The sequence below is a fragment of the Affinirhizobium lemnae genome (genome assembly GCF_022968395.1).
Classification (GTDB): domain Bacteria; phylum Pseudomonadota; class Alphaproteobacteria; order Rhizobiales; family Rhizobiaceae; genus Neorhizobium; species Neorhizobium lemnae.
Map to the genome: position 1 here is coordinate 41,874 of NZ_JALJQZ010000017.1, position 21,613 is coordinate 63,486.

A 21,613-nucleotide genomic window follows, 5' to 3' on the forward strand; every position below is an offset into this window, starting at 1 on the left:
AGGCTTTGGCGAAGGGCATACCCGCAAGGTACGATTGAGACAAAAGCCGCAGATAATGGCTGAAAATGATCCGGCCCTCCGGGTTTGAGATGGCGGGTCATCTGCTTTGTCGCAGGGCTTGGCCCTATGCTGAGGCTACGACACGCGCCCTTCTCCTCGCATCTGCTCCCGCCCTCCCAAACAGAACTCTGTCCATTTAGCCCTGAAGCGCTCTAGTTGTATGTGACGAGGAGAGCCTTGAAATCTGCGCTCCACTACAAGGTGGATCATGGGAAACACTTTAGCCAATCCTTACAAGATCTCCGCTCAGAATTAGTGGAAACCCTGCGGTGCTCGGTAATCGATCACCTGCTCGATTTTTTACAATTTAAAGATGTATTACTGATTAAACAAATTCTACCTAGCAAGATTTGACCCATGAATATTTATAGTTGCTTTTATTTTTTGTTTTTCTACCAATGGTAGTGCGATGGCGGAGATCTGAGATTTGCTGTCAGCGTATTTTTGAAGGAGCTATATTATGACTGAAATTCATCCAATAGAAGCGGGCCTTTTCCAACTTAAATTGCAGAGCACAGGTGCGCCCGGCGCTCCTACGGTGGCGCTTACGCTTGGCGTCTATACTCCAACCGGCAAGGTGACTGGCTTTGCCGAAGTCAAACAAGCCACGAATCCGCCTCTGGATGTACGTTCGCATGTCCTAGGCGACTTGATCTATGAGACGGTCATTGGTCCCGGCTCCAAGGTCCGCATCGACCTGACAGGTTATCCGGAAATCGTTTGGCCGAAGGACGGGGGCGTTGGACCTGCCATTCCCTTGAACTTCAAGGCGATCATCCTGCTCGAGCCGGATTTCTCCAAGGGTACGATAGAGTATCAGTACCGCAAGGACTTGACCGGCAAATGGCACGTTGTGCGCGAGCCGATCCACAAGCTTGCCTGAAATAGATCTGGCGGCCCATCGGGGCCGCCAGTCCTTATCCGGTTGGGCTCTGATCTTTGATCAGAAGTAGCTTTGCAACGGAGCCACTTCCAACTGGCCCTTCTTCAGAGCCTCGATTGCTTCTGCCGCAGCCAGGGCACCAGCCATTGTGGTGTAATAAGGCACCTTCTGCATCAGAGCAGCACGACGAAGCGACTTGGAGTCGGAGATCGCCTTGTTGCTATCGGTCGTGTTGATGACCAGTTGAACCTGACGGTTGCGGATCGCATCCTCGATATGCGGACGACCTTCCAGAACCTTGTTCACCTTCACAGCTTCAATGCCGTTCTCAGCGAGGAAGCGCTGCGTGCCGCCGGTTGCCAGAACCTTGAAGCCGATTTCGACCAGCAGTTTGATAGCTGGCAGGACGCGAGTCTTGTCGTCATCGCGGACCGAGACGAAGACAGAGCCTTCACGCGGGAGTTCTACGCCAGCACCCAACTGGCTCTTGGCGAAGGCGAGCGGAAAGCTGCGATCGAGGCCGATGACCTCTCCAGTGGAGCGCATTTCCGGGCCGAGCAGCGTATCGACACCCGGGAAGCGGGCAAACGGGAACACTGCTTCCTTGACGGCAATGTGCTTCAGGTTGCGCGGATCCGGCTTTGAACCGTAGGCGCCAATGGCCGCATCCAGCTTTTCACCGGCCATGATGCGGGCGGCGATCTTGGCGATCGGCGCGCCGATGGTCTTGGCGACGAAGGGCACGGTGCGCGAGGCGCGTGGATTGACTTCCAGAACGTAGATCGTGCCGTCCTTGATCGCGTACTGAACGTTCATAAGACCGCCGACATTCAGAGCCTTTGCAAGAGCGGTCGTCTGGCGCTCCAGTTCGTCCAGTAATTCTGGCGAGAAGGATCGGGATGGCAACGAGCAGGCGCTGTCGCCGGAGTGGATGCCGGCTTCCTCGATATGCTCCATGATGCCGGAGACAAACACGTTTTCACCGTCGCACAGCGCATCCACGTCGACTTCGATGGCGTTGGTCAGATAGCTATCGAACAGCAGAGGGTTCTTGCCGAGAAGCGTGTTGATCTGGCCCGTCTTGTCGTTCGGATAGCGCTGCTTGATGTCTTCCGGCACCAGTTCCGGCACCGTGTCCAGAAGATAGGCCTGGAGCATGGTCTCGTTGTGGATGATCTGCATGGCGCGGCCACCCAGAACGTAGGACGGCCGGACAACCAGCGGGAAGCCGATTTCGGACGCGACGAGACGCGCCTGTTCCACCGAGTAGGCAATGCCGTTGTTCGGCTGGGCGAGATCCAGCTTCATCAGGAGTTTCTGGAAGCGGTCGCGATCTTCCGCAAGGTCGATCATGTCCGGCGCTGTGCCAAGAATCGGGATACCGTTCTTTTCGAGGGCTTCGGCCAGCTTCAGAGGTGTCTGGCCGCCAAACTGGACGATGACGCCGACGACTTCACCCTTTTCCTGTTCTGCACGAAGAATCTCGATCACGTCTTCGGCTGTCAGCGGCTCGAAATAGAGGCGGTCGGAGGTATCGTAGTCGGTGGAAACGGTTTCCGGGTTGCAGTTGATCATGATGGCTTCGAAGCCTGCATCCTTCAGCGCGAAGGCCGCATGGCAGCAGCAGTAATCGAACTCGATGCCCTGGCCGATACGGTTTGGACCGCCGCCGAGGATTACGACCTTCTTGGCGTCGGATATTTCTGCTTCCGAGCGGGCGACGCCGACGAACGGTGTCTCATAGGTCGAATACATATAGGCGGTCGGTGAGGCGAATTCGGCAGCGCAGGTATCGATGCGCTTGAAGGCCGGGCGCACATTCAGGCTGTTGCGCAGGACCGCGACATCCTTCGGCTTGGTCGATGTGAGCGAGGCGAGGCGGGCATCGGAGAAGCCCATGGCCTTCAGCATGCGCAGGTTGTCAGCGTCCTGCGGCAGGCCGTGTTCGCGCACGCGCGCTTCCATATCCACAATAGCCTTGAACTGGGCGATGAACCACGGGTCGATCTTGCAGCCTTCGTGAACTTCAGCTTCCGACATGCCGAGACGAAGCGCCTGAACCACCATGCGCAGGCGGTCCGGCGTCGGGGTACCGATGGCGGCGCGGATGGCGTTCTTGTCATCACCCTGGCCCAGGCCCGGAATTTCGATTTCATCGAGACCCGTCAGGCCGGTTTCCAGGCCGCGCAGGGCTTTCTGCAGAGATTCGGCAAAGGTGCGGCCAATGGCCATGACTTCACCGACCGACTTCATGGCGGTGGTGAGCGTCGGCTCTGCACCCGGGAACTTCTCGAAGGCAAAGCGCGGGATCTTGGTGACGACGTAGTCGATGGATGGTTCGAAGGAGGCGGGTGTGGCGCCACCGGTGATATCGTTCTCCAACTCATCCAGGGTGTAGCCGATGGCGAGCTTGGCCGCGACCTTGGCAATCGGGAAGCCGGTTGCCTTGGAAGCGAGCGCGGAGGAGCGAGACACGCGCGGGTTCATTTCGATGACGACCAGGCGGCCATCCTTAGGGTTCACGGCAAACTGAACGTTCGAGCCGCCAGTTTCCACGCCTATTTCGCGCAGTACCGCGATCGATGCGTTACGCATGATCTGGTATTCCTTGTCCGTCAGTGTCAGCGCCGGAGCGACAGTGATGGAGTCACCCGTGTGAACGCCCATCGGATCAATGTTTTCGATAGAGCAGATGATGATGCAGTTATCCGCGCGGTCGCGGATGACTTCCATCTCATATTCCTTCCAGCCTAGAACCGATTCTTCAATCAGCACTTCCGTGGTCGGAGAGGCGTCCAGACCGGAATTGATGATCTCGAAGAATTCGGAGCGGTTGTAGGCAATGCCACCGCCGGTGCCGCCCATGGTGAAGGAAGGACGGATGATGGCAGGCAGGCCCACGACATCCAGCGCCTGCGCAGCGATGGCCATGGCATGGCTCATGTAACGCTGCTTGCGGTCTGTCTCGCCAAGGTTCCACTTGTTTTCCAGCTCGTCCAGCGCCTTGTCCAGAGCATCACCGGACAGTGTTTCGCGCAGCTTTGCGCGCTCAGCCTCGTGCTTCTTGCGGTCGGCATCCTTGATTTCTGTTGCGTTCGCCAGCATGGAGCGAGGCGTTTCCAGCCCGATCTTCGCCATCGCCTCACGGAAGAGAGCACGGTCTTCGGCCTTGTCGATGGCCTCCGGCTTCGCGCCGATCATTTCGACATTATAGCGGTCCAGAACACCCATTCGCTTCAAAGAAAGCGCGGTGTTGAGCGCGGTTTGTCCGCCCATTGTCGGCAGCAGCGCGTCCGGACGTTCCTTGGCGATGATCTTGGCTACAACTTCCGGCGTGATGGGCTCAACATAAGTCGCGTCTGCCAAGCCCGGATCGGTCATGATCGTTGCCGGGTTGGAGTTGACCAGAATGACCCGGTAGCCTTCTTCCTTCAGCGCCTTGCAGGCCTGAGTGCCTGAATAGTCGAACTCGCAGGCCTGACCGATGACAATCGGTCCTGCTCCGATGATGAGGATTGACTTAATATCTTGGCGCTTCGGCATGGGCTCAATTCCATAAACATGTTGCGCGAAAAACCGGCCAGGGTGAGGCTTCACCGGCCGGGCGCAATGGATGGGTCTTTTCAGGCTAGAAGCGGCTTATAGGGAAATGTTCGCGCGGAAGGAACCCCCAAAATTTAGTTTCCGCACTTGTCTCTGCCAATAAGGACTGGGGGTCTCTATCTCGTTGTCAGTTCTTTACTGGAATAAACGTATGTCGTCGCATGAGGACAACCTATATCAAGCCGCCACGAGAATGAACAATCTGCGCTCTCTGTCTTCATCCGGGTCATAGATGACTCAGATTTCTGGCGATAAGCCTTGCTGCAGTCTAGTTTAGCTTCAGCTTGCAATTGCTGGGCATTCCGCCGCTGCCGGTGATTCTTGGAAGAGGTCCGCGCGTATTCCCGCTTGCATCCCATGGAACGATGGTTGAGATTCCCCATTATCGTGCACGCGGCGTGCAGCAACGGCAGAGGGTGCAGCGATGGAATGGCGTGGCAGACGGCAATCGGACAATATCGAAGATCGCCGCGCGGATGGCGGCGGCGGTTTCCGTTCCGGTCCGGGCTTTCGAATTCCAATCGGTGGCGGCACTCGCGGCGGTGGCATCGGGATTGGCGGGCTGATCTTCATCGTGATCGTCTGCTTCATTCTCGGCATCAATCCGCTCACGCTTCTATCCGGTGGCGATATCGATCTTGGCGGTGGTGCATCCAGTCAGCAGCAGGCTCAGCGCACGCCGCAGAATGACGAAATGAAAGCGTTCGTTTCGACTGTTTTGGCGGAAACCGAAGATACCTGGACGCGGGTTTTCCAGCAGCGTGGTGGCCAGTATGAGGAGCCGAAGCTTGTGCTCTTTCCGGGACGGGTCGAATCTGCCTGTGGACTTGCGTCGGCAGCAACCGGCCCGTTCTATTGTCCGGGCGACCGTAAGATCTACCTCGATACGTCGTTTTTCAACCAGTTGTCGCACCAGTTCGGGGCTCCTGGCGACTTTGCCGAAGCCTATGTCATCGCTCATGAAGTTGGTCACCACGTCCAGAACCTGATCGGTGTCCTTCCCAAATTCAACCAGATGCGCAAGTCCATGAGCGAGTTGGATGCCAACCGCATGTCTGTGCGCGTGGAACTTCAGGCAGATTGTTTTGCAGGCGTATGGGGTAAGTACACCGACCAGAAGGGTATTCTGGAAACGGGCGATCTTGAGGAGGCGCTCAACGCCGCGCAGAAGATCGGTGACGACACATTGCAGCGCCGCTCGCAGGGTTATGTGATTCCGGATAGCTTCAATCACGGAACTTCGGCGCAGCGCGTCAAATGGTTCCGCAAGGGCTTTACGAGCGGCAACATGCAGGCTTGCGATACGTTCACGCCGAGCTACCAGCAGCTATGATGGTTGCCGGTCAGAAAACTTCAGGCGGATCTCTGCCTCATTGGGTCTGCTGACGGGGAGCTCTTCGCCAGCTTTCGTTACGACCAGAAGTCTGCCGTTTGCGCGTTTCAGATGTGAGACATGTTCGTCTGCCATCCAATGCGAGCGGTGAATGCGCTGGCCCGCCACCGGCGCGGTTTCGTTCAGCGCGTCGCTGAAGCGCAACAGGACCAGTTCCTTGCCGCGTGATGTTACCACTTCAGTGTAGTGGTCCTGCACAGCGAGCCTCAGCAACCTGCCACGGTTTTGGGGTTTCAGCCGCGACAGGATTGCCGGATCGGCAGGATGCTCTGCACTGGATTGCGACGACGGCTCCGGCTGAGAGACAGCGGGAGGTTTGCTCTTGTGCTGCAAATCTATCTGCTCATCGGGGTGCCTCTCAGAAGCGGGCGGGCTCATCGTCAGATAGGTCAGGGCGCAGAGCAGGGGGCTTAGCAAGAGCGAAATCTTGATCTGCTCGATCGTGCTCCCGACAGAAATGGACTGCCCCGTAAACCCCGCCTGCAAAACTTCCACCGCAAGGCCAATGGGCAAGGCTGCGATGATCGCGCCGATCATCATGATGGGGAGCCGGTGTCTGCCGCTGCGCCCCAAGATCGTCAGTGCCAGCACGATGACGAAGCTCGCGAGCGAAAAGGCTGTCGCCTGCAGGAAAAGCCAGAACGCCAGGCGGCGAAGGAAGGGCATCGATGCGCCGGTGCCGAACGGCCCGACAACCGTGAACACAATACTGACAATCACCATTGTCGCCCAGAAGCGCGACGAGCCGAAAAACCTCTGCAATTCGCGAAGCGTGGATTGCAAATAGACGCTTCTCACGAACTTTACCCTCACATTAACGCCAATCCAGTTGGCTGCACCCAGGTTTTCGCCAATCTCGGGGACGAATTCAACCGGAGAACCGCCGTCATGATGCTTGCCCCTCTTCTTGAAGCACCACTTGCCGTCCAAATCCATGTGGCCGCTGTTTTACCCGCCGCGGTGCTTGGTGCTTTCCTTCTCATCTGGAAGGGACGAGGAACTCCGCTTCACAGGCTGTTCGGCAAGATCTGGCTGTTTCTGATGCTCGTTACGGCGGGCTCCAGTTTCTTTATCCATAGCCTTGATATGATCTGGGGCTTTTCTCCAATTCATCTACTGTCAGTCATGGTGATTGTCAGCAGCTGGCGCGTTTACCGGACTGCGCGTGCGGGAAACATCCGCGCGCATGCCGCGACCGTTCGTCAGCTCTATTTCTGGGGCATCGTCGTGGCAGGCGGGTTCACGCTTATTCCTCATCGATTGATGCATGCAGTTGTCATCAAGGATAGATCGTCCCTGCAGTTGGTCCTGCTGATCTTCGTGGTCGCTCTCCCGTTGCTGGTTTTCTACCTACAACAGAACCGAAGAATTCGAGCTGCTGCGGCTGTCGATCCGATCCAGGCGACCCATCAATCCGGTTGATGGCTTCATTCAATTCTTCTACTTTATTAGGCAAAAGGGTTGCTACTCTGGAGGGTGTGATCTAAGTCCGTTCATGGCCGACTGCCCATTTTCCGTGCAGCGGCCTTTTTTCGTTTCCGGAGCATGGTCATGTCCACCGTTCTTGCGCCAGCGCAGTCCTCATCGATGTCTGATAACTCGTGGGGCTCCCATGTGAAGTCGACAATCGGGCTTGGCGTTCCGTTTGTCGGCGCACAATTGGCGCAGATGGCGATCAATACGACGGATGTGGTGATGGTCGGCTGGCTGGGGACGACCGAACTGGCGGCCGTGGTGCTTGCCAGCCAGATGTTCTTCGTTGTCTTCATTTTCGGCAGCGGTTTTTCAAACGCTGTAATTCCGCTTGTAGCGCAGGCTGTCGGGCGAGGGGACCAGAAGCAGGCACGCCGTTCGGTGCGGATGGGAATGTGGGTGGTGATAGCCTATGGCATCGTTACCGCACCAATCCTGTTCTTCTCCAAGGCGATTTTGCTGACTCTGGGGCAGGCGCCTGACGTTGCTGAACTGGCGCAATCCTATCTTCGCATTCTCCAGTGGGGCATGTTTCCGGCGCTGCTGGTGATGGTGCTGCGCTCCTTTGCCAGTGCCTTGCAGCGCGCGGGTATCGTGCTTTACGTCACGCTCGGCATGTTCGCCTTCAATGCGGTGGTCGACTACGGCCTCATCTTCGGTAATCTCGGCATGCCGAAACTTGGGCTCAACGGTGCTGCGATCGCCTCGCTGAGCGCCAACCTTTTGGGGTTTGCGTTGCTGGTGGCCTATATTCAGAGCCGCAAGGAAATGCGCGCCTATGAGATTTTCGTGCGGTTCTGGCGTCCAGACTGGAGCGCCTTTCGAGAGATCTTTGCGGTAGGTTTGCCCATTGGCTTCACCATTCTTGCCGAAGCGGGCCTGTTTACGGCTGCGTCGCTGCTGATGGGTATGCTTGGAAAGCTGGAACTGGCGGCGCACGGCATTGCCCTGCAACTGGCGTCTATCGCCTTCATGGTGCCGCTGGGTCTGGCGCAGGTTGCCACTGTGCGTGTGGGCCTTGCCTATGGCCGCGGCGACCCTATCGGCGTCAATCGCGCGGCGGTAACGGTGCTGGTGGTGGGCCTGGGCTTTTCGATCGTTGGAAGCACACTGTTTGCAGTAGCTCCGGCTTCGCTGGGCCGGTTGTTCCTGGATACGAGCCTGCCGGACGCCCAGCGCGTTCTGGAGCTTGCGGTGCCGCTCATCATGCTGGCCGGCGCATTTCAGTTGTTCGACGGACTTCAGGCAGTTGCTGCGGGGCTTCTGCGCGGCTTGAAGGATACGCAGGTGCCAATGGTGCTCGCCCTGATCGCCTATTGGCCCATCGGTTTCGTATTTGCCTGGGTCTTTGCTTTCCCTCTGGAATGGCGCGGGCCGGGCGTCTGGATCGGGTTTGTGATGGGCCTAACGGCAGCAGCCGTCATGCTGTGCGTGCGTTTCTGGCTTCTTGTCAGGGAACGGGGCTGAAAGGCCTGGTCTTACGCAAATGGCCCGCACGAAGCGGGCCATTTTTTTATTCCAACGCGTCTGATGTGGATCAGCGCTCGGCCAGTGCAGCCTCACCCTTGCGCTCACGCACCAGGTTGATGAAGCGGCGGAACAGGTAGTGGCTGTCCTGCGGTCCGGGTGAGGCTTCCGGGTGATGCTGGACCGAAAAGACGGGCTTACCTGCCAGGCGCAGGCCGCAATTGCTGCCATCGAACAGGGAAATATGAGTCTCCTCCACACCTTCCGGCAGCGACTTCGAGTCGATTGCAAAGCCGTGGTTCATGGAAACGATCTCAACCTTGCCGGTGGTGTGATCCTTGACCGGATGGTTGGCGCCATGGTGACCCTGGTGCATTTTCTCGGTCTTTGCGCCAAGCGCCAGACCCAGCATCTGGTGGCCAAGGCAAATGCCGAATGTCGGTGTTTCCGTCTTGATGATATGCTGGATGACCGGTACCGCATACTTGCCAGTTGCCGCCGGATCTCCCGGACCGTTTGACAGGAACACGCCATCGGGGTTCAGCGCCATGATGTCTTCGGCAGACGTGTTGGCAGGAACGACGGTTACCTTGCAATCCAAGCCGGTGAAGAGGCGCAGAATGTTGCGCTTCACACCATAGTCGACGCAGACGATGTGATACTTCGCGTCGTCTGCCTTGAGGTTGTCATAGCCTTCATTCCAGACCCATGGCTTTTCGGTCCACTGCGAAGACTGACCTGATGTGGCTTCCTTGGCGAGGTCGAGATCCACCAGACCGCTCCACGCGCGGGCTTCCGCCTTTAGCGCTTCGATGTCGAACACGCCGTTCGGGTCATGGGCGATAACCGCGTTCGGTGCGCCATGCTCGCGGATCCAGGCAGTCAGCGCACGGGTGTCGATACCCGAAAGGCCGATGATGCCGCGACTTGCCAGCCAGTCGTTCAGGTGCTTCGCCGCACGGTAGTTCGATGGCTCAGTGATGTCTGCCTTGAAGATGGTACCCACTGCGCCGCGGCGTGCTGCTGGCGTCAGGTCTTCCACGTCTTCGTCGTTGGTGCCGATATTGCCGATGTGCGGGAAGGTGAAGGTGACGATCTGTCCGAGATAGGACGGGTCTGTCAGGATTTCCTGATAGCCGGTGAGCGCAGTGTTGAAGCAGACTTCTGCCGTCACCTTGCCCGTGGCGCCAATACCGACGCCTTCGATTACCGTACCATCCGCGAGGACAAGGACAGCCGTTGGCTTGCGAGAGGTCCAGGGTGCAGTGTTGGTCATAACAGTTTGTCTCCGCCCGTTGCCCGGCCACTCAGCGCGGCAGAGCCATAGGGCCATCTATGGTCGCGAAAAATGGCGCACGGAAGGTCGCGCCTGGCTTTGGATACAATTCTCGTGCAGGTGCGGGAAAATAGTGAAAGTGTTTGCGATGGTCAATCCGAGTTCTCAAGGTAATCTGTCATTTGAACAGGGTAGATGCAAGTATTCCAACCTCCGAATTGATCCGCATCGCCGGGTGGTTTAAGAGAGCGCCCACCAAAGGCGTCGTGCTTCAGCAAAACGAAATGCGCGGACGCCTTTACAAGGAGATAAGAAGAAGATGATGCGCGACACACTTTCCAATGCGATGAAGGAAGCCTTGAAGGCCAAGGATAGTCGTCGCCTTTCCACCGTCCGCCTGATCCAGACCGCGGTCAAGGATCGCGACATCGCCCATCGCGGCGTAGGCAAGGACCCGGTAACTGACGATGAGATCCTGCAGATCCTGCAGAAGATGATCAAGCAGCGCGAAGAATCGGCCAAGATCTATGACGAGGGCGGTCGCGCCGAACTTGCTGCGCAGGAGCGGGAGGAAATCGAAATCATTCGTTCCTTCATGCCCGAACAGATGTCAGACGAGGCCGTGCGTGCTGCCTGCGAGGCGGTGATTGCAGAGATTGGGGCTCAGGGTCTGCGCGACATGGGCAAGGTCATTGGCGTTCTGAAAGAGCGCTATGCCGGACAGATGGATTTTGCAAAGGCATCCGGGCTGGTCAAAGAACTTTTGAAGTAAGCCGATCTCGATTTAACCTATACGAAAGGGCTGGATCCGGGGAAGAGGATCCAGCCCTTTCGTTTGGAGGTCATTTTGTATCAGAGGCAAGCGAGGCAGGACTTAGGGATGGTCCTGCCTCTCTATGCCTGGACATTTGCAACGCGCTCCAGGGAAGAGCTGTTGCTGAAGGCGCGAGCGGGGGGCTGCATCTGCGCCTTTTCTGTCAACCTTCCCGATGGAGAGTGGGACGTCGAGAAGGCATTGGTAGAAAACGCCCCCAGCTGCAAACAATCAAATTACAAAATTATAATTTTTGCTCCGCAACATGCGCCTTAGTTTGGTCACAAGCCGGGCGAGAAGTAAGAGGTTATCTTGTTTGGAGCTGTGGATAGTGGGGGCTGCTGTCGATGATGATGGCGCATTGGCCGGGCACGTACTACATGGTTGAATAAGCTTGAGGGTCCAATGCGCTTTTCCAACACTTTCCTAGACGAGATACGCGACCGGGTGCCGATCTCGACGGTGATTGCGCGCCGCGTCACATGGGACCGCAAGAAGACGAATGTCTCTCGCGGTGACTTCTGGGCGTGCTGCCCATTTCATGGTGAAAAGAGCCCGAGCTTCCACTGCGAGGATCGCAAGGGGCGCTACCATTGTTTCGGCTGCGGTGTTTCTGGTGACCATTTTCGGTTTCTGCAGGAAATCGAGGGCATGAGTTTCGTCGAATCGGTACAGACCATCGCCGATCTGGCGGGCATTGCCATGCCGCAGCCGGATGTACAGGCGGAAAAGCGCGAGAAAGAGCGCGCGACCCTGATCGATGTTATGGAAATGGCGACCCGTTTTTTCCAGGATCAGCTTCAGAGTGCGGTGGGAGCCAAGGCACGGGCCTATCTGCGTGACCGTGGCTTGAGTGCGAAGACTATTGATACGTTCCGCCTCGGCTATGCTCCCGACAGCCGCAACGCGCTGAAGGAGCATTTGGCGAGCAAAGGCATTCCGAAGGAGCAGATCGAGGCTTGCGGCCTGGTGGTGCATGGCGAGGGTATTGCCGTTTCCTACGACCGGTTTCGTGACCGCGTCATGTTTCCCATTCTCTCGTCCCGCGAGAAGGTGATCGCCTTTGGCGGGCGGGCCATGTCGCCGGATGCGCCTGCGAAATATCTGAACTCCAATGAGACAGAACTCTTCCACAAGGGCAATGTGCTCTACAATTTCACGCGGGCCCGCAGGGCGTCGCAGATCGGTGCCCGCGGACAGGCGGAGCAGGGCACCATCATCGCTGTCGAAGGCTATATGGATGTCATCGCGCTGCATCAGGCGGGCGTTGAAAATGCGGTGGCACCGCTCGGCACCGCGCTGACGGAAAACCAGCTTGAGCTGCTTTGGCGCATGACATCGGAGCCTGTTCTCTGCTTCGATGGCGACGGTGCCGGTGTTCGCGCTGCCCATCGTGCCGCCGATCTGGCGCTTCCGCACTTGAAACCCGGCCGCTCGGTGCGTTTTGCGCTTCTGCCCGATGGCAAGGATCCCGATGATCTCGTGCGGCATGAGGGTCGGGAGCCGTTCGACCGTGTCATGGCGCAGGCCAAGCCGCTCTCCGAGATGATCTGGTCGCGCGAGACGGCGGGTGGCGGTTTCGAGACTCCGGAAAAGAAGGCCGAGCTCGAGGCGCGCTTGAAGCAGATCGTCTCGGTGATTGCGGACGAAAGCGTGCGCCGCCTCTACCAGCAGGATGTTCGCGAGCGGCTAAACTCGTTTTTTCGCCCACAATACGGTGCTGGACAAGGGTTTGGAGGACAGGCCTATGGTGGGCAGGCGCAGCGGGGGCAGGGCCGACGACCAGGTGGTGGTGCTGCCGGAGGCTTCGGCAGCAAGGGGCCGGCGGCAGGTTCGAGCCGTAGCATGAGCGTGTCGGATCGTTTGGCGCGGACGGGTGTCGTTCGTGGGTATCAAGAGCTTCCGGCACTGCGCGAGGTCGTTCTGGCGATCACCATCGTCAACCACCCGCAATTGCTGCTGGAGGAATATGACGAGATCGCCGCCATCGACTTCGATAATCGCGATCTCCAGCGTTTCTGGTCGGCCATGCTCCCGGTTGCAGCTACGGCTGGTCCGCATCTATCGCGGGACTATCTTTTGGAAAAACTGAGCGCACAGGGTCTAGAGCAACTGGTGGCGGCGCTGGATCAGCAGGTGCGCAATGCGCGTCTCTGGATTGCAACCGAACAGGCCGCCATTGAAGATGCGCGAGAAGGGTATCGGCAGGCGCTTTCGCTACATAAGAGGACTAAGGCCCTACGTTTCGAAAAAATGGGACTCGAGCGCGAAATTGCGATCGCGACCGAAGCCGGTGATGAAAACAATATCGAGCCTTTGTTGCGGGCGCTTTCGGAAGTTCAGCTCGAAATCACGCGCATGGAAAACCAGGAGGCCATCATCGACGGTTTCGGTGTCATGTCAGGCCGCGTGAAAGGCGCAGCGGTTAGTCATGGAAATTGAGGTCTGATCGGTTCTTGGTACGTTTGGGTATCTTGCCAAACGGAAAATCATCACCACTTAAGCGACAACCGTGATGTGGTGTGAGGAAGCACGGTGGTTTGCGTTTTTCCACTTTAATCGCTGTGTTGGCCGCATAAAGGCTTGACGGGAGGGAAATTTGTGGGAATCACCGTCCTAGACATTCATAGGCGGAGTGAAGCACACCGACATACGATCATGGTCCTTCGCCTTAGCGATAACCAGGTTTTGTTTTGTGGCTGACTTCCGCCTTGGTTAATCGGGAATTAATTGTCCACCCGGTACGTGTTCTGGTGCGATTCGCGACGCTGTTTTACAGGGTCGTGGCGGCGAAGCCGAAGCGCTGCGAATGACGTCCAAGGAAAGACGAAATACATGGCAACAAAAGTCAAAGAAAACGAAGAAGCTGAAAACGAACGCGACGGCGCAAGCGACGGTCCGCTTCTCGACCTTTCGGATGACGCGGTCAAGAAAATGATCAAGCTCGCGAAGAAGCGCGGCTATGTGACCATGGACGAGCTGAACGCGGTGCTTCCTTCGGAAGAAGTGACCTCCGAGCAGATCGAAGACACGATGGCAATGCTGTCCGACATGGGCATCAACGTTGTGGAAGACGATGACGCCGAGGAAAAGGAAGCCGAGGAAGACAGCAGCGACGATGAGGCCGAAAGCGAAGGTGGCGAACTGACCACCACGACCGGCACGGCTGTTGCTGCGACCAAGAAGCGCGAGCCGACAGACCGTACCGACGATCCGGTGCGCATGTATCTGCGTGAAATGGGGTCTGTCGAGCTTCTGTCGCGCGAGGGCGAAATTGCCATCGCCAAGCGCATCGAGGCCGGCCGCGAAACCATGATCGCGGGTCTGTGCGAAAGCCCGCTGACCTTCCAGGCGCTCATCATCTGGCGTGACGAGCTGAACGAAGGCACGACGCTGCTTCGCGAAATCATCGATCTGGAAACCACCTATTCCGGTCCGGAAGCCAAGGCTGCGCCGCAGTTCCAGAGCCCGGAAAAGATCGAGGCCGACCGCAAGGCTGCCGAGGAAAAGGAAAAGACGCGCCGGTCGCGTTCTCCGGCCAATGACGACGACATCACCAATGTCGGCGGCGATATGCCCATGCCGGAAGAAGAGGAAGAGGACGATGATGAATCGAGCCTTTCCCTTGCCGCCATGGAAGCGGAACTGCGCCCGCAGGTCATGGAAACGCTTGACCTGATTGCAGATACCTACAAGAAGCTGCGCAAGCTGCAGGACCAGCAGGTGGAGGCCCGCCTGTCCTGCACCGGCACGCTTTCGTCCGGCCAGGAGCGTCGCTACAAGGAACTGAAGGATCAGCTGATCACGGCGGTCAAGTCGTTGTCGCTCAACCAGAACCGTATCGACAGCCTTGTCGAGCAGCTCTACGACATCAACAAGCGCCTCGTTCAGAACGAAGGTCGCCTGTTGCGTCTTGCCGAATCCTATGGCGTGAAGCGCGAGAGCTTCCTCGAGCAGTATCAGGGTGCCGAACTCGATCCGCACTGGATGAAGTCCATCGCCAACCTCGCTGCGCGCGGCTGGAAGGAATTCGCCAAGTCGGAAAACCAGACGATCCGCGACATCCGTCAGGAAATCCAGAATCTGGCGACGGAAACCGGCATTTCGGTCACGGAATTCCGCCGTATCGTGCATATGGTGCAGAAGGGCGAGCGCGAGGCGCGCATTGCCAAGAAAGAAATGGTCGAGGCAAACCTGCGTCTCGTCATCTCCATCGCCAAGAAATACACAAACCGTGGCTTGCAGTTCCTGGATCTTATTCAGGAAGGTAATATCGGGTTGATGAAGGCGGTCGATAAGTTCGAATATCGTCGTGGCTACAAGTTCTCGACCTACGCGACTTGGTGGATTCGTCAGGCTATCACGCGTTCGATTGCCGACCAGGCGCGTACGATCCGTATTCCGGTGCACATGATCGAAACGATCAACAAGATCGTTCGTACATCGCGCCAGATGCTGCACGAAATCGGTCGTGAGCCGACACCGGAGGAGCTGGCGGAAAAGCTGGCCATGCCGCTGGAAAAGGTGCGCAAGGTTCTGAAGATTGCCAAGGAGCCGATCTCTCTCGAAACCCCGGTGGGCGACGAAGAAGACAGCCACCTCGGCGATTTCATCGAGGACAAGAACGCGCTTTTACCGATCGATGCTGCCATTCAGGCAAACCTGCGCGAGACTACGACACGCGTTCTGGCATCGCTGACGCCGCGTGAAGAGCGTGTTCTGCGCATGCGCTTCGGTATCGGCATGAACACTGACCATACGCTGGAAGAAGTCGGACAGCAGTTCTCGGTTACCCGCGAGCGTATCCGCCAGATCGAGGCGAAGGCCCTTCGCAAGCTGAAGCACCCCAGCCGCTCGCGCAAACTGCGCAGCTTCTTGGATAGCTAAACTCATCTTGTCTCAACGACCAAGACCCGGCGGAACCGACCTTCCGCCGGTTTTTTTGTTTGTGCACTTGCTTTTGATGCGTGAAGCTCTCGATTGTCTCGGTTTATCCGCCTACATGTGAATGATGCAGGATGAACCTGACCATCAGTCGCCAATTCAAGAGGCCGCTCCAAAACCCGGTTACCCGCTGGGAGCCTTGGCGTCTGTTGCCATTCACGTTGTGGTTCTCGGCGCGATCCTGATCGGTCTGCCTCACTCCGATCCGCCGCAGCCGACGGAAGAGACAGTTTCAGTCGAGATCGTTCCACCGCCTGAACCTGAGCCGGAAAAGCCGCCTGAGCAACCTCCGGCAACAAAGGCTGAAGAACCGCCACCCCCACCGCCACCGCAGGACAAGCCGGATCCCGAAAGGCCGGTGATTTCTACGCAGACACCCGTTCTTCGGCCTGCGTTTCAGTTCGGTGAAAAGGATAGCGGCCCGGAAAGGGCACTGGATGGCGATGGTGCCGAGGCAGCCAGGCCAGAGCCTTCGCCACCTGTGCAGCAGGAAACACCGGCTGAAGCCAAACCCGTTGAAGCGCCGCAGGAGCCCCCGCCGCCCGCGGATGCCCAGACCGCCGAACAGGTTGAGAAGCCCGCTGAAGCCCAGCCGGAGATCGGCTTGCCGGAAGTCGACACACCGGCCAATGCGGGGCAGGGAGAGGCTCTTGCCTCTGTTGTTCCCCTGCCGATGGCAAAGCCTGAGAAACCCGCCGATGCTGAACTCAAGCCACCGGCAGCCCAGACGAAGGCTACGCTGCGGGAGGCCAGGAAACTCTATTCCGCATCGGCCAGCGGTGAAATGGTGGCGATGATGGCAATGGCTGGTGTGCCGCGGGAGCAGCGCGCATCACAGCTGTGCGCCACGGAATTGCGTGAGCAGTTGAAACATAGCAAAGAACGGTTCGACCCGGAATATCTGCCGAATATTCGCCTTCAGACAGGAAATGTGATGCAGGTCGATCTCGCAGCTTTTCGTGCGTCCGGCGTCTGGTACGATATCCACTATCGATGCGAAGTGGATGGCGATGCCACGCGGGTGACGAGCTTCCAATTCGCCGTGGGGGAGAAGGTGCCTCGCAGCCAATGGGCAGCGCGCCGCTTCCCGGTTCATTGAGAAAGGCGCAAGCATGCCGCAGACGACGCTGAGGATACCCACGCGAGGCCAGGGGCTTTACGAGTTCACCGAACAGGCGAGCTCCTTCGTGGGTCAGGCTGGTATTCTCGAAGGCCTATTGACTGTTTTTGTCCGACATACGTCGTGTTCGCTGATCATTCAGGAGAATGCCGATCCTGACGTCCAGACCGACTTGAAGCATTTCTTTCAGCGGCTGGTTCCACCGAGCGACGACGCTTCGATGCGGTGGATGATCCATACGACGGAGGGGCCGGATGATATGCCTGCCCATATAAAATCTGCACTGACTCAGGTATCGATCGGAATTCCCATCATGGCCGGTCGTTTGGCGCTTGGCACGTGGCAGGGCATATATCTGTTCGAACATCGCGACCGGCCTCATCAGCGTGAGGTTGTCTTGCATGTGTCTTCGTGAGCAGATGAACGTTTTCTGAACGCGAAATTCGGAACCTGTTCAGAAGTTTGGTGCTATTTCTCCATCATCGCCGAAGAGGCCAGGAATTAGCCGGAGACCCCGCCCATGAAAATGATCATCACCAAGACCGTTCTTGCCGCCGCCGTGATGGCAACGGCTGCTCTGGCCCCGCTTGCCAGTGCGTCAGCCTCTGACGATCTGCGCATCCAGGTCCAGTTCTTCGATGGTCGTCGTGATGAAGGACCGCGCTGGGACCGTGGCCCGGATCGTGATTGGGGTCGTGATCGTGGCCGTGACTGGGGCCGCGACCGTGATCGCGACCGGGGCTGTGCTTCCTGGATGGCTGAGGAAAAGGCCTCCCGCATGGGCCTTCGCCGCGCGCATGTTGTTGATGTCAATCGTCGTGTCGTTGTCGTCAACGGCTATGATCGCGGCGGACCAAACCGTATCATCTTCGCCAACGAGCGTGGTTGCCCAGTCGTGAGCCGCTGAACATACCATTCGTCCTGATTATCAAGTGCCGTCGATATCGAGGTTCGTCCCGAAATCGACGGCATTTTTGCGTCAAGGCGGTAAGGTTTATCATCTGACGGCGTCATGGATTGCGGGGCGGCGAGTCTATTTGCCTTGAATTTAAATTTCTTTCTCAAACAAAGAAGCTTCCGGCCAGCGTCACGCCGTCTGCATTCAGCTTCAAGCCGGTGATGCCTGTGACTTCAATCAGCCGATCTGCATCGATGTTCCAGCTCGCCGAGCCTGGACCGCTACTGCCGCCAGGATCGCCACTCGTCATGTCATCGATGAATAGATATGTTTTCAGTTGGCCCTGCGCTTTGAATGAGAATAGGACCGACTCGCCCACTTTCAACGGATCCAGATTGCTCACACGCTGTCCGCTGTGAGCAAAACCCAAAGCGCCAAATACTGCAAATCTTAGTTCTGATCCGGCAGGTGGCGTCCCACCGAAGTTGAAGAAGTCCTCGTAGTAAACGTAAGTTGAGCCTACGACCTTCACCGGTACAGCATTAACCGACTTCAGGATAATCTTGTCTTCCCCAAACCGAAAATTGAGGGCTTTGGCAGTGTCAAAATCGAAGTTCGGCCCAGTCGGAACGGACTTGTTCCAGCCTATCGAAAACTCGAACGTCTTTGCCGGTGTCGTATCTTTCACCGGCGAAAAAATGCCAGAGAGGCTGGATTCAGCTGCGATTTTTGATGCTACCTTGTCGGTGATCGTCGAAAGCCAGGTTCTGGCGTTCGCGAGAACAGTGCCCGCGTAAGCGCTATCGCCTCCCTTGCCAGCAAGCGAACTGGTAAAGGTCGCAGCTGCATCAGCCTTGTTGTCGATGGTCGTTTTGTCACTTCCCAGAGCCGAACTCAGCGCTGTGTAGGCTACGTTTCCGATCGATATGTGCCCTGACTGCAACTCGGTTGACCAGAACTGCAGTCCGCCCGATTCAGGGTCTCGTCCAAACAGATTGTTGTAGACCTTCTTCACCACATCAGAAGCAGACGAGCCCGAATATAGAGATCTATATTCATCAGTTGTGGCAAACGAAGAGGTCAGCTGTTCAAGCGTCATCTTTCCGGAACTGATTGCGGATGTCCAAAAACTGAGGCCGCCGCTGTCAGCAGGGCGGTTGAAATAAGCGATGTATACTTTTTGGATGTCTGCCGCCGTAGCCATATCGTTCCCCAAACCACTATCTGAATTGAAAATGTCCTAGAACCAGATCCCGTCTTTTATCGCCTGCGCAGTTCCCGATACGTTTTCGGCACTCTCTGCGAAGCTTGCGAGCACTTGCGCTTTGGAAATGCCTGATTCGAGTTGACCCAGCCAGTATGACACGCCCGCTTGCTCGCCATCGCGGTTCAGCACGTTTTGATACAGTTTCTGAACGAACGCCTGGTTGGACGGTGATGTGCCATATACGGTCTTGAATTCCCCGGAATCAATGAAACCTTGTGAAACTCTGATCAATGACGTTCCAGCATCCATCGATTTGATCCAGAACGATAGACCGCCTTGATCCGGTGTTCGGTTGAAGGCGGCCTCATATACACGATACGCCTGACCCGCAGTGCCGTTTACATCAAGAGCAAGCGTTCCATTGTCGAACTGGACACGTTCAATATTGTCGAATGTTACCGATGTTTGGGGTGCGGTGATTGTGCTCGAGAGGCTCTTGATACTGATCGTGTAGGAAGACGAATTGCCGCTCAGAATGATTGTATCCTTACCGTCGCCGCCGTCGATCAGGTCCGTGCCTGACTGAGGTGCAAATACGTCGTTACCGGCCAGACCAATCATCATATCATTCAGTGAACTTCCGGATATCCTATCATCGCCTCTGGTTCCGATATAGTCTCCCGGTGTCCAATCGTCAGATCGGTAAATGGAACGCATCAATTCATATCCGCGAGGATCGTACGCGAGCAACTCTGAGCGGAGATTGATTGAATTGTGGGTGCCGGGAACTGCACCAGGAGGATTTGACTCAAGCCACACCTGAGATAGCTCAGCGAAATACTCTTCTGAGTTCGTAATGGCATATGTCCCAACCCATAGTCCGGATTGTTTCGCGTTGGCATAGGCTGCGGCAATGGCTGAGTTAAAACTCGACTGGGGCAGAGCCCAGAGGTTCATGATCGCGTGACTGAATTCGTGGGAGAGGATCGATTCCGTGCCGCCGTATGGGTCTCCAGATAAAGTCCCAAAAGTAAATTGTAACAGATTCTCTTCACCAGCAGACGACATTGGAATGAAGCTGGTTCCGCCCAGACCTCGATACTGTGACCAGTCAGTGCCCGGAAACTGGGTGTTGAGGTTGGCGTATTCAGGAAGCTGAGTCACCTTTTCTGTTGAATCGATGACACCAATCGTGGCGCCAGCTCCATTGAGGCTGGCAATCATCCCGCTGTTGTTATTGACCATGTTCGCGACGGTCTCGGCCGCAGCCAGCATTGCAAGATCATCAACTTTTGATGACCCCAGTATCTTGATTCCGAAAACGGTGATTTGTTTACTGTAGAAGCCCTTGACGTCAGTGTCGGCAGGTCTTGTAATCTCGAACATGTGTCGCGTCTCCAGAATCCAATCTAGCTTTGAGAGCAAAATACTCATAAAGATTGTAATTTTAAAGACATTCTTGCGTCGGATTCCAACTGACGGATGTCGCCACTTTGGACTACGGTGTTGTTGAAAAGTCCGTGGTCTTGTCGAACTGGGAACATTTATCCGAATTGGATTCGGGGATCATGGAATGCGTGAAGCTGATGCGATGACAGGTGAGCTTTGCAGCTATATCGCACTTGAGGTTCGGGTATGGCTGGATCCTCTTCTGCGCTAGACTTGAGACCCCGCCTCCCCGTTTGCCTCTGGCAAACGCGTACCTGGACAAAGCTGCCGATCGCTCTGCGTCGCTTGAGCGATCGGTGGGATGGGCGCTTTTTCGCCGATACCAGCGCCGGGGCACTCGACCGCATCAAATGATATGCTCTTCAGCAAACCCCGTGATCCTGACAGAACTCCAGTGCCGCAGAATCATTCAATTCGATCGAACTTCGCTTATTGCCGGCATTGGCGGCGGGGACCGTTGAGCGGCTGGTATGTGTTGTCCGATGCGCGGTAAGACCGATATTTGGACGCGCAGTATTCTGCGTGCGAACCGCCATAGGACCGTGCGGCGGGCTGCGAAGCGATGAGGCCACCGATCAATGCGCCAGCCGCCAAGCCACCAATGACCGCCCCTGCGTTCCCGTGTCTACGATCTCGGTAGTATCCGTCCCGGTAGTAGCGGCGATCATCCCAATTCCGGTAATGACGACGTCCCTCCCAGCGATCGCCACCACGATAGTAGTGACGGTTGTCCCACCGAGGATTGATCTGCGGGCAATTGGTTCCATTGTTGCAACCGACCTTTACGATGCCTTCCGCGTTCTCCGCCTCAACTGCAGATAAGGCGATCGCACCTGTCGGTCCGGCAAAAGCAGGAACTCCACTGAAGGTAGTCGTAAGAGCGATTGCAATGACCATCAGTTTTTTCATCTTAATCACCTCAAAATGCTGATTCTTCAAAGAAACGCTTCCCGTGTATTTGGGTTCCGCTTTGTGCTTCCAAAAAAGAAGACCCGCATGTTCTGCGGGTCGAGGAAAGGGAAGGGT

Annotated in this window: 16 protein-coding genes; 10 read left to right on the plus strand and 6 right to left on the minus strand. The window is 56.8% G+C overall.

What is annotated here, in order from left to right:
• Positions 1-520: 520 nt before the first annotated feature.
• Positions 521-943 carry a DUF1842 domain-containing protein gene (locus tag MUU53_RS12495; protein ID WP_247261171.1) on the plus strand — a complete coding sequence of 141 codons (423 nt, stop codon included), beginning with the start codon at positions 521-523 and terminating at the stop codon, positions 941-943.
• A gap of 60 nt (positions 944-1,003) precedes the next feature.
• Here MUU53_RS12495 and carB read toward each other — a convergent pair whose 3' ends face one another.
• Complete coding sequence (carB, locus tag MUU53_RS12500; RefSeq protein ID WP_247261172.1) at positions 1,004-4,486, minus strand: carbamoyl-phosphate synthase large subunit; 3,483 nt, start codon at positions 4,484-4,486, stop codon at positions 1,004-1,006.
• A 484-nt stretch (positions 4,487-4,970) separates the two neighbouring features.
• Between carB and ypfJ the strand changes: the two genes are divergently transcribed.
• A complete protein-coding gene (ypfJ, locus tag MUU53_RS12505) occupies positions 4,971-5,879 on the plus strand; it encodes a KPN_02809 family neutral zinc metallopeptidase (protein WP_247261173.1) in 909 nt (302 codons plus the stop codon).
• Here the strand turns inward: ypfJ and MUU53_RS12510 are convergent.
• Complete coding sequence (locus MUU53_RS12510; RefSeq protein WP_247261174.1) at positions 5,874-6,737, minus strand: LytTR family DNA-binding domain-containing protein; 864 nt, start codon at positions 6,735-6,737, stop codon at positions 5,874-5,876. The genes ypfJ and MUU53_RS12510 overlap by 6 nt on opposite strands.
• A gap of 90 nt (positions 6,738-6,827) precedes the next feature.
• Here MUU53_RS12510 and MUU53_RS12515 point away from each other — a divergent pair, with 90 nt between their 5' ends.
• Both MUU53_RS12515 and MUU53_RS12520 read left to right on the plus strand, forming a co-directional pair.
• A complete protein-coding gene (locus MUU53_RS12515) occupies positions 6,828-7,361 on the plus strand; it encodes a DUF2306 domain-containing protein (protein WP_247261175.1) in 534 nt (177 codons plus the stop codon).
• A gap of 129 nt (positions 7,362-7,490) precedes the next feature.
• Positions 7,491-8,879, plus strand: coding sequence for an MATE family efflux transporter (locus tag MUU53_RS12520; RefSeq protein ID WP_377307272.1), 1,389 nt, complete (start codon positions 7,491-7,493; stop codon positions 8,877-8,879).
• Between the two features lie 70 nt (positions 8,880-8,949).
• Here MUU53_RS12520 and carA read toward each other — a convergent pair whose 3' ends face one another.
• Positions 8,950-10,155 (minus strand): glutamine-hydrolyzing carbamoyl-phosphate synthase small subunit, encoded by a 1,206-nt coding sequence (gene carA / locus MUU53_RS12525; RefSeq protein WP_247261177.1) that lies wholly within the window; start codon positions 10,153-10,155, stop codon positions 8,950-8,952.
• Between the two features lie 322 nt (positions 10,156-10,477).
• Here carA and MUU53_RS12530 point away from each other — a divergent pair, with 322 nt between their 5' ends.
• The 6 genes from MUU53_RS12530 (at position 10,478) to MUU53_RS12555 (ending at position 17,940) form a co-directional block, all read left to right on the plus strand.
• Positions 10,478-10,927, plus strand: coding sequence for a GatB/YqeY domain-containing protein (locus MUU53_RS12530; RefSeq protein ID WP_156379170.1), 450 nt, complete (start codon positions 10,478-10,480; stop codon positions 10,925-10,927).
• Positions 10,928-11,374: 447 nt separating this feature from the next.
• Positions 11,375-13,411: a DNA primase gene (gene dnaG / locus MUU53_RS12535; protein WP_247261178.1), complete on the plus strand. Its 2,037-nt coding sequence runs from the start codon at positions 11,375-11,377 to the stop codon at positions 13,409-13,411.
• Between the two features lie 393 nt (positions 13,412-13,804).
• The gene (gene rpoD / locus MUU53_RS12540; RefSeq protein ID WP_062554043.1) at positions 13,805-15,856 is read left to right on the plus strand and encodes an RNA polymerase sigma factor RpoD; all 2,052 of its coding nucleotides are present in this window, start codon (positions 13,805-13,807) and stop codon (positions 15,854-15,856) included.
• A 196-nt stretch (positions 15,857-16,052) separates the two neighbouring features.
• A complete protein-coding gene (locus MUU53_RS12545; RefSeq protein WP_247261179.1) occupies positions 16,053-17,012 on the plus strand; it encodes a DUF930 domain-containing protein in 960 nt (319 codons plus the stop codon).
• 13 nt (positions 17,013-17,025) lie between these two features.
• Positions 17,026-17,448 carry a secondary thiamine-phosphate synthase enzyme YjbQ gene (locus MUU53_RS12550; RefSeq protein WP_247261180.1) on the plus strand — a complete coding sequence of 141 codons (423 nt, stop codon included), beginning with the start codon at positions 17,026-17,028 and terminating at the stop codon, positions 17,446-17,448.
• Between the two features lie 105 nt (positions 17,449-17,553).
• Positions 17,554-17,940 carry a hypothetical protein gene (locus tag MUU53_RS12555; RefSeq protein WP_247261181.1) on the plus strand — a complete coding sequence of 129 codons (387 nt, stop codon included), beginning with the start codon at positions 17,554-17,556 and terminating at the stop codon, positions 17,938-17,940.
• 154 nt (positions 17,941-18,094) lie between these two features.
• Here the strand turns inward: MUU53_RS12555 and MUU53_RS12560 are convergent, their stop codons facing one another.
• The 3 genes from MUU53_RS12560 to MUU53_RS12570 all read right to left on the minus strand — a co-directional run bounded on the left by MUU53_RS12560 (position 18,095) and on the right by MUU53_RS12570 (position 21,496).
• The gene (locus MUU53_RS12560) at positions 18,095-19,135 is read right to left on the minus strand and encodes a DUF4214 domain-containing protein (protein WP_247261182.1); all 1,041 of its coding nucleotides are present in this window, start codon (positions 19,133-19,135) and stop codon (positions 18,095-18,097) included.
• Positions 19,136-19,171: 36 nt separating this feature from the next.
• Positions 19,172-20,524 carry a DUF4214 domain-containing protein gene (locus tag MUU53_RS12565; RefSeq protein ID WP_247261183.1) on the minus strand — a complete coding sequence of 451 codons (1,353 nt, stop codon included), beginning with the start codon at positions 20,522-20,524 and terminating at the stop codon, positions 19,172-19,174.
• A gap of 492 nt (positions 20,525-21,016) precedes the next feature.
• A complete protein-coding gene (locus MUU53_RS12570; protein WP_247261184.1) occupies positions 21,017-21,496 on the minus strand; it encodes a BA14K family protein in 480 nt (159 codons plus the stop codon).
• Positions 21,497-21,613: the final 117 nt, after the last annotated feature.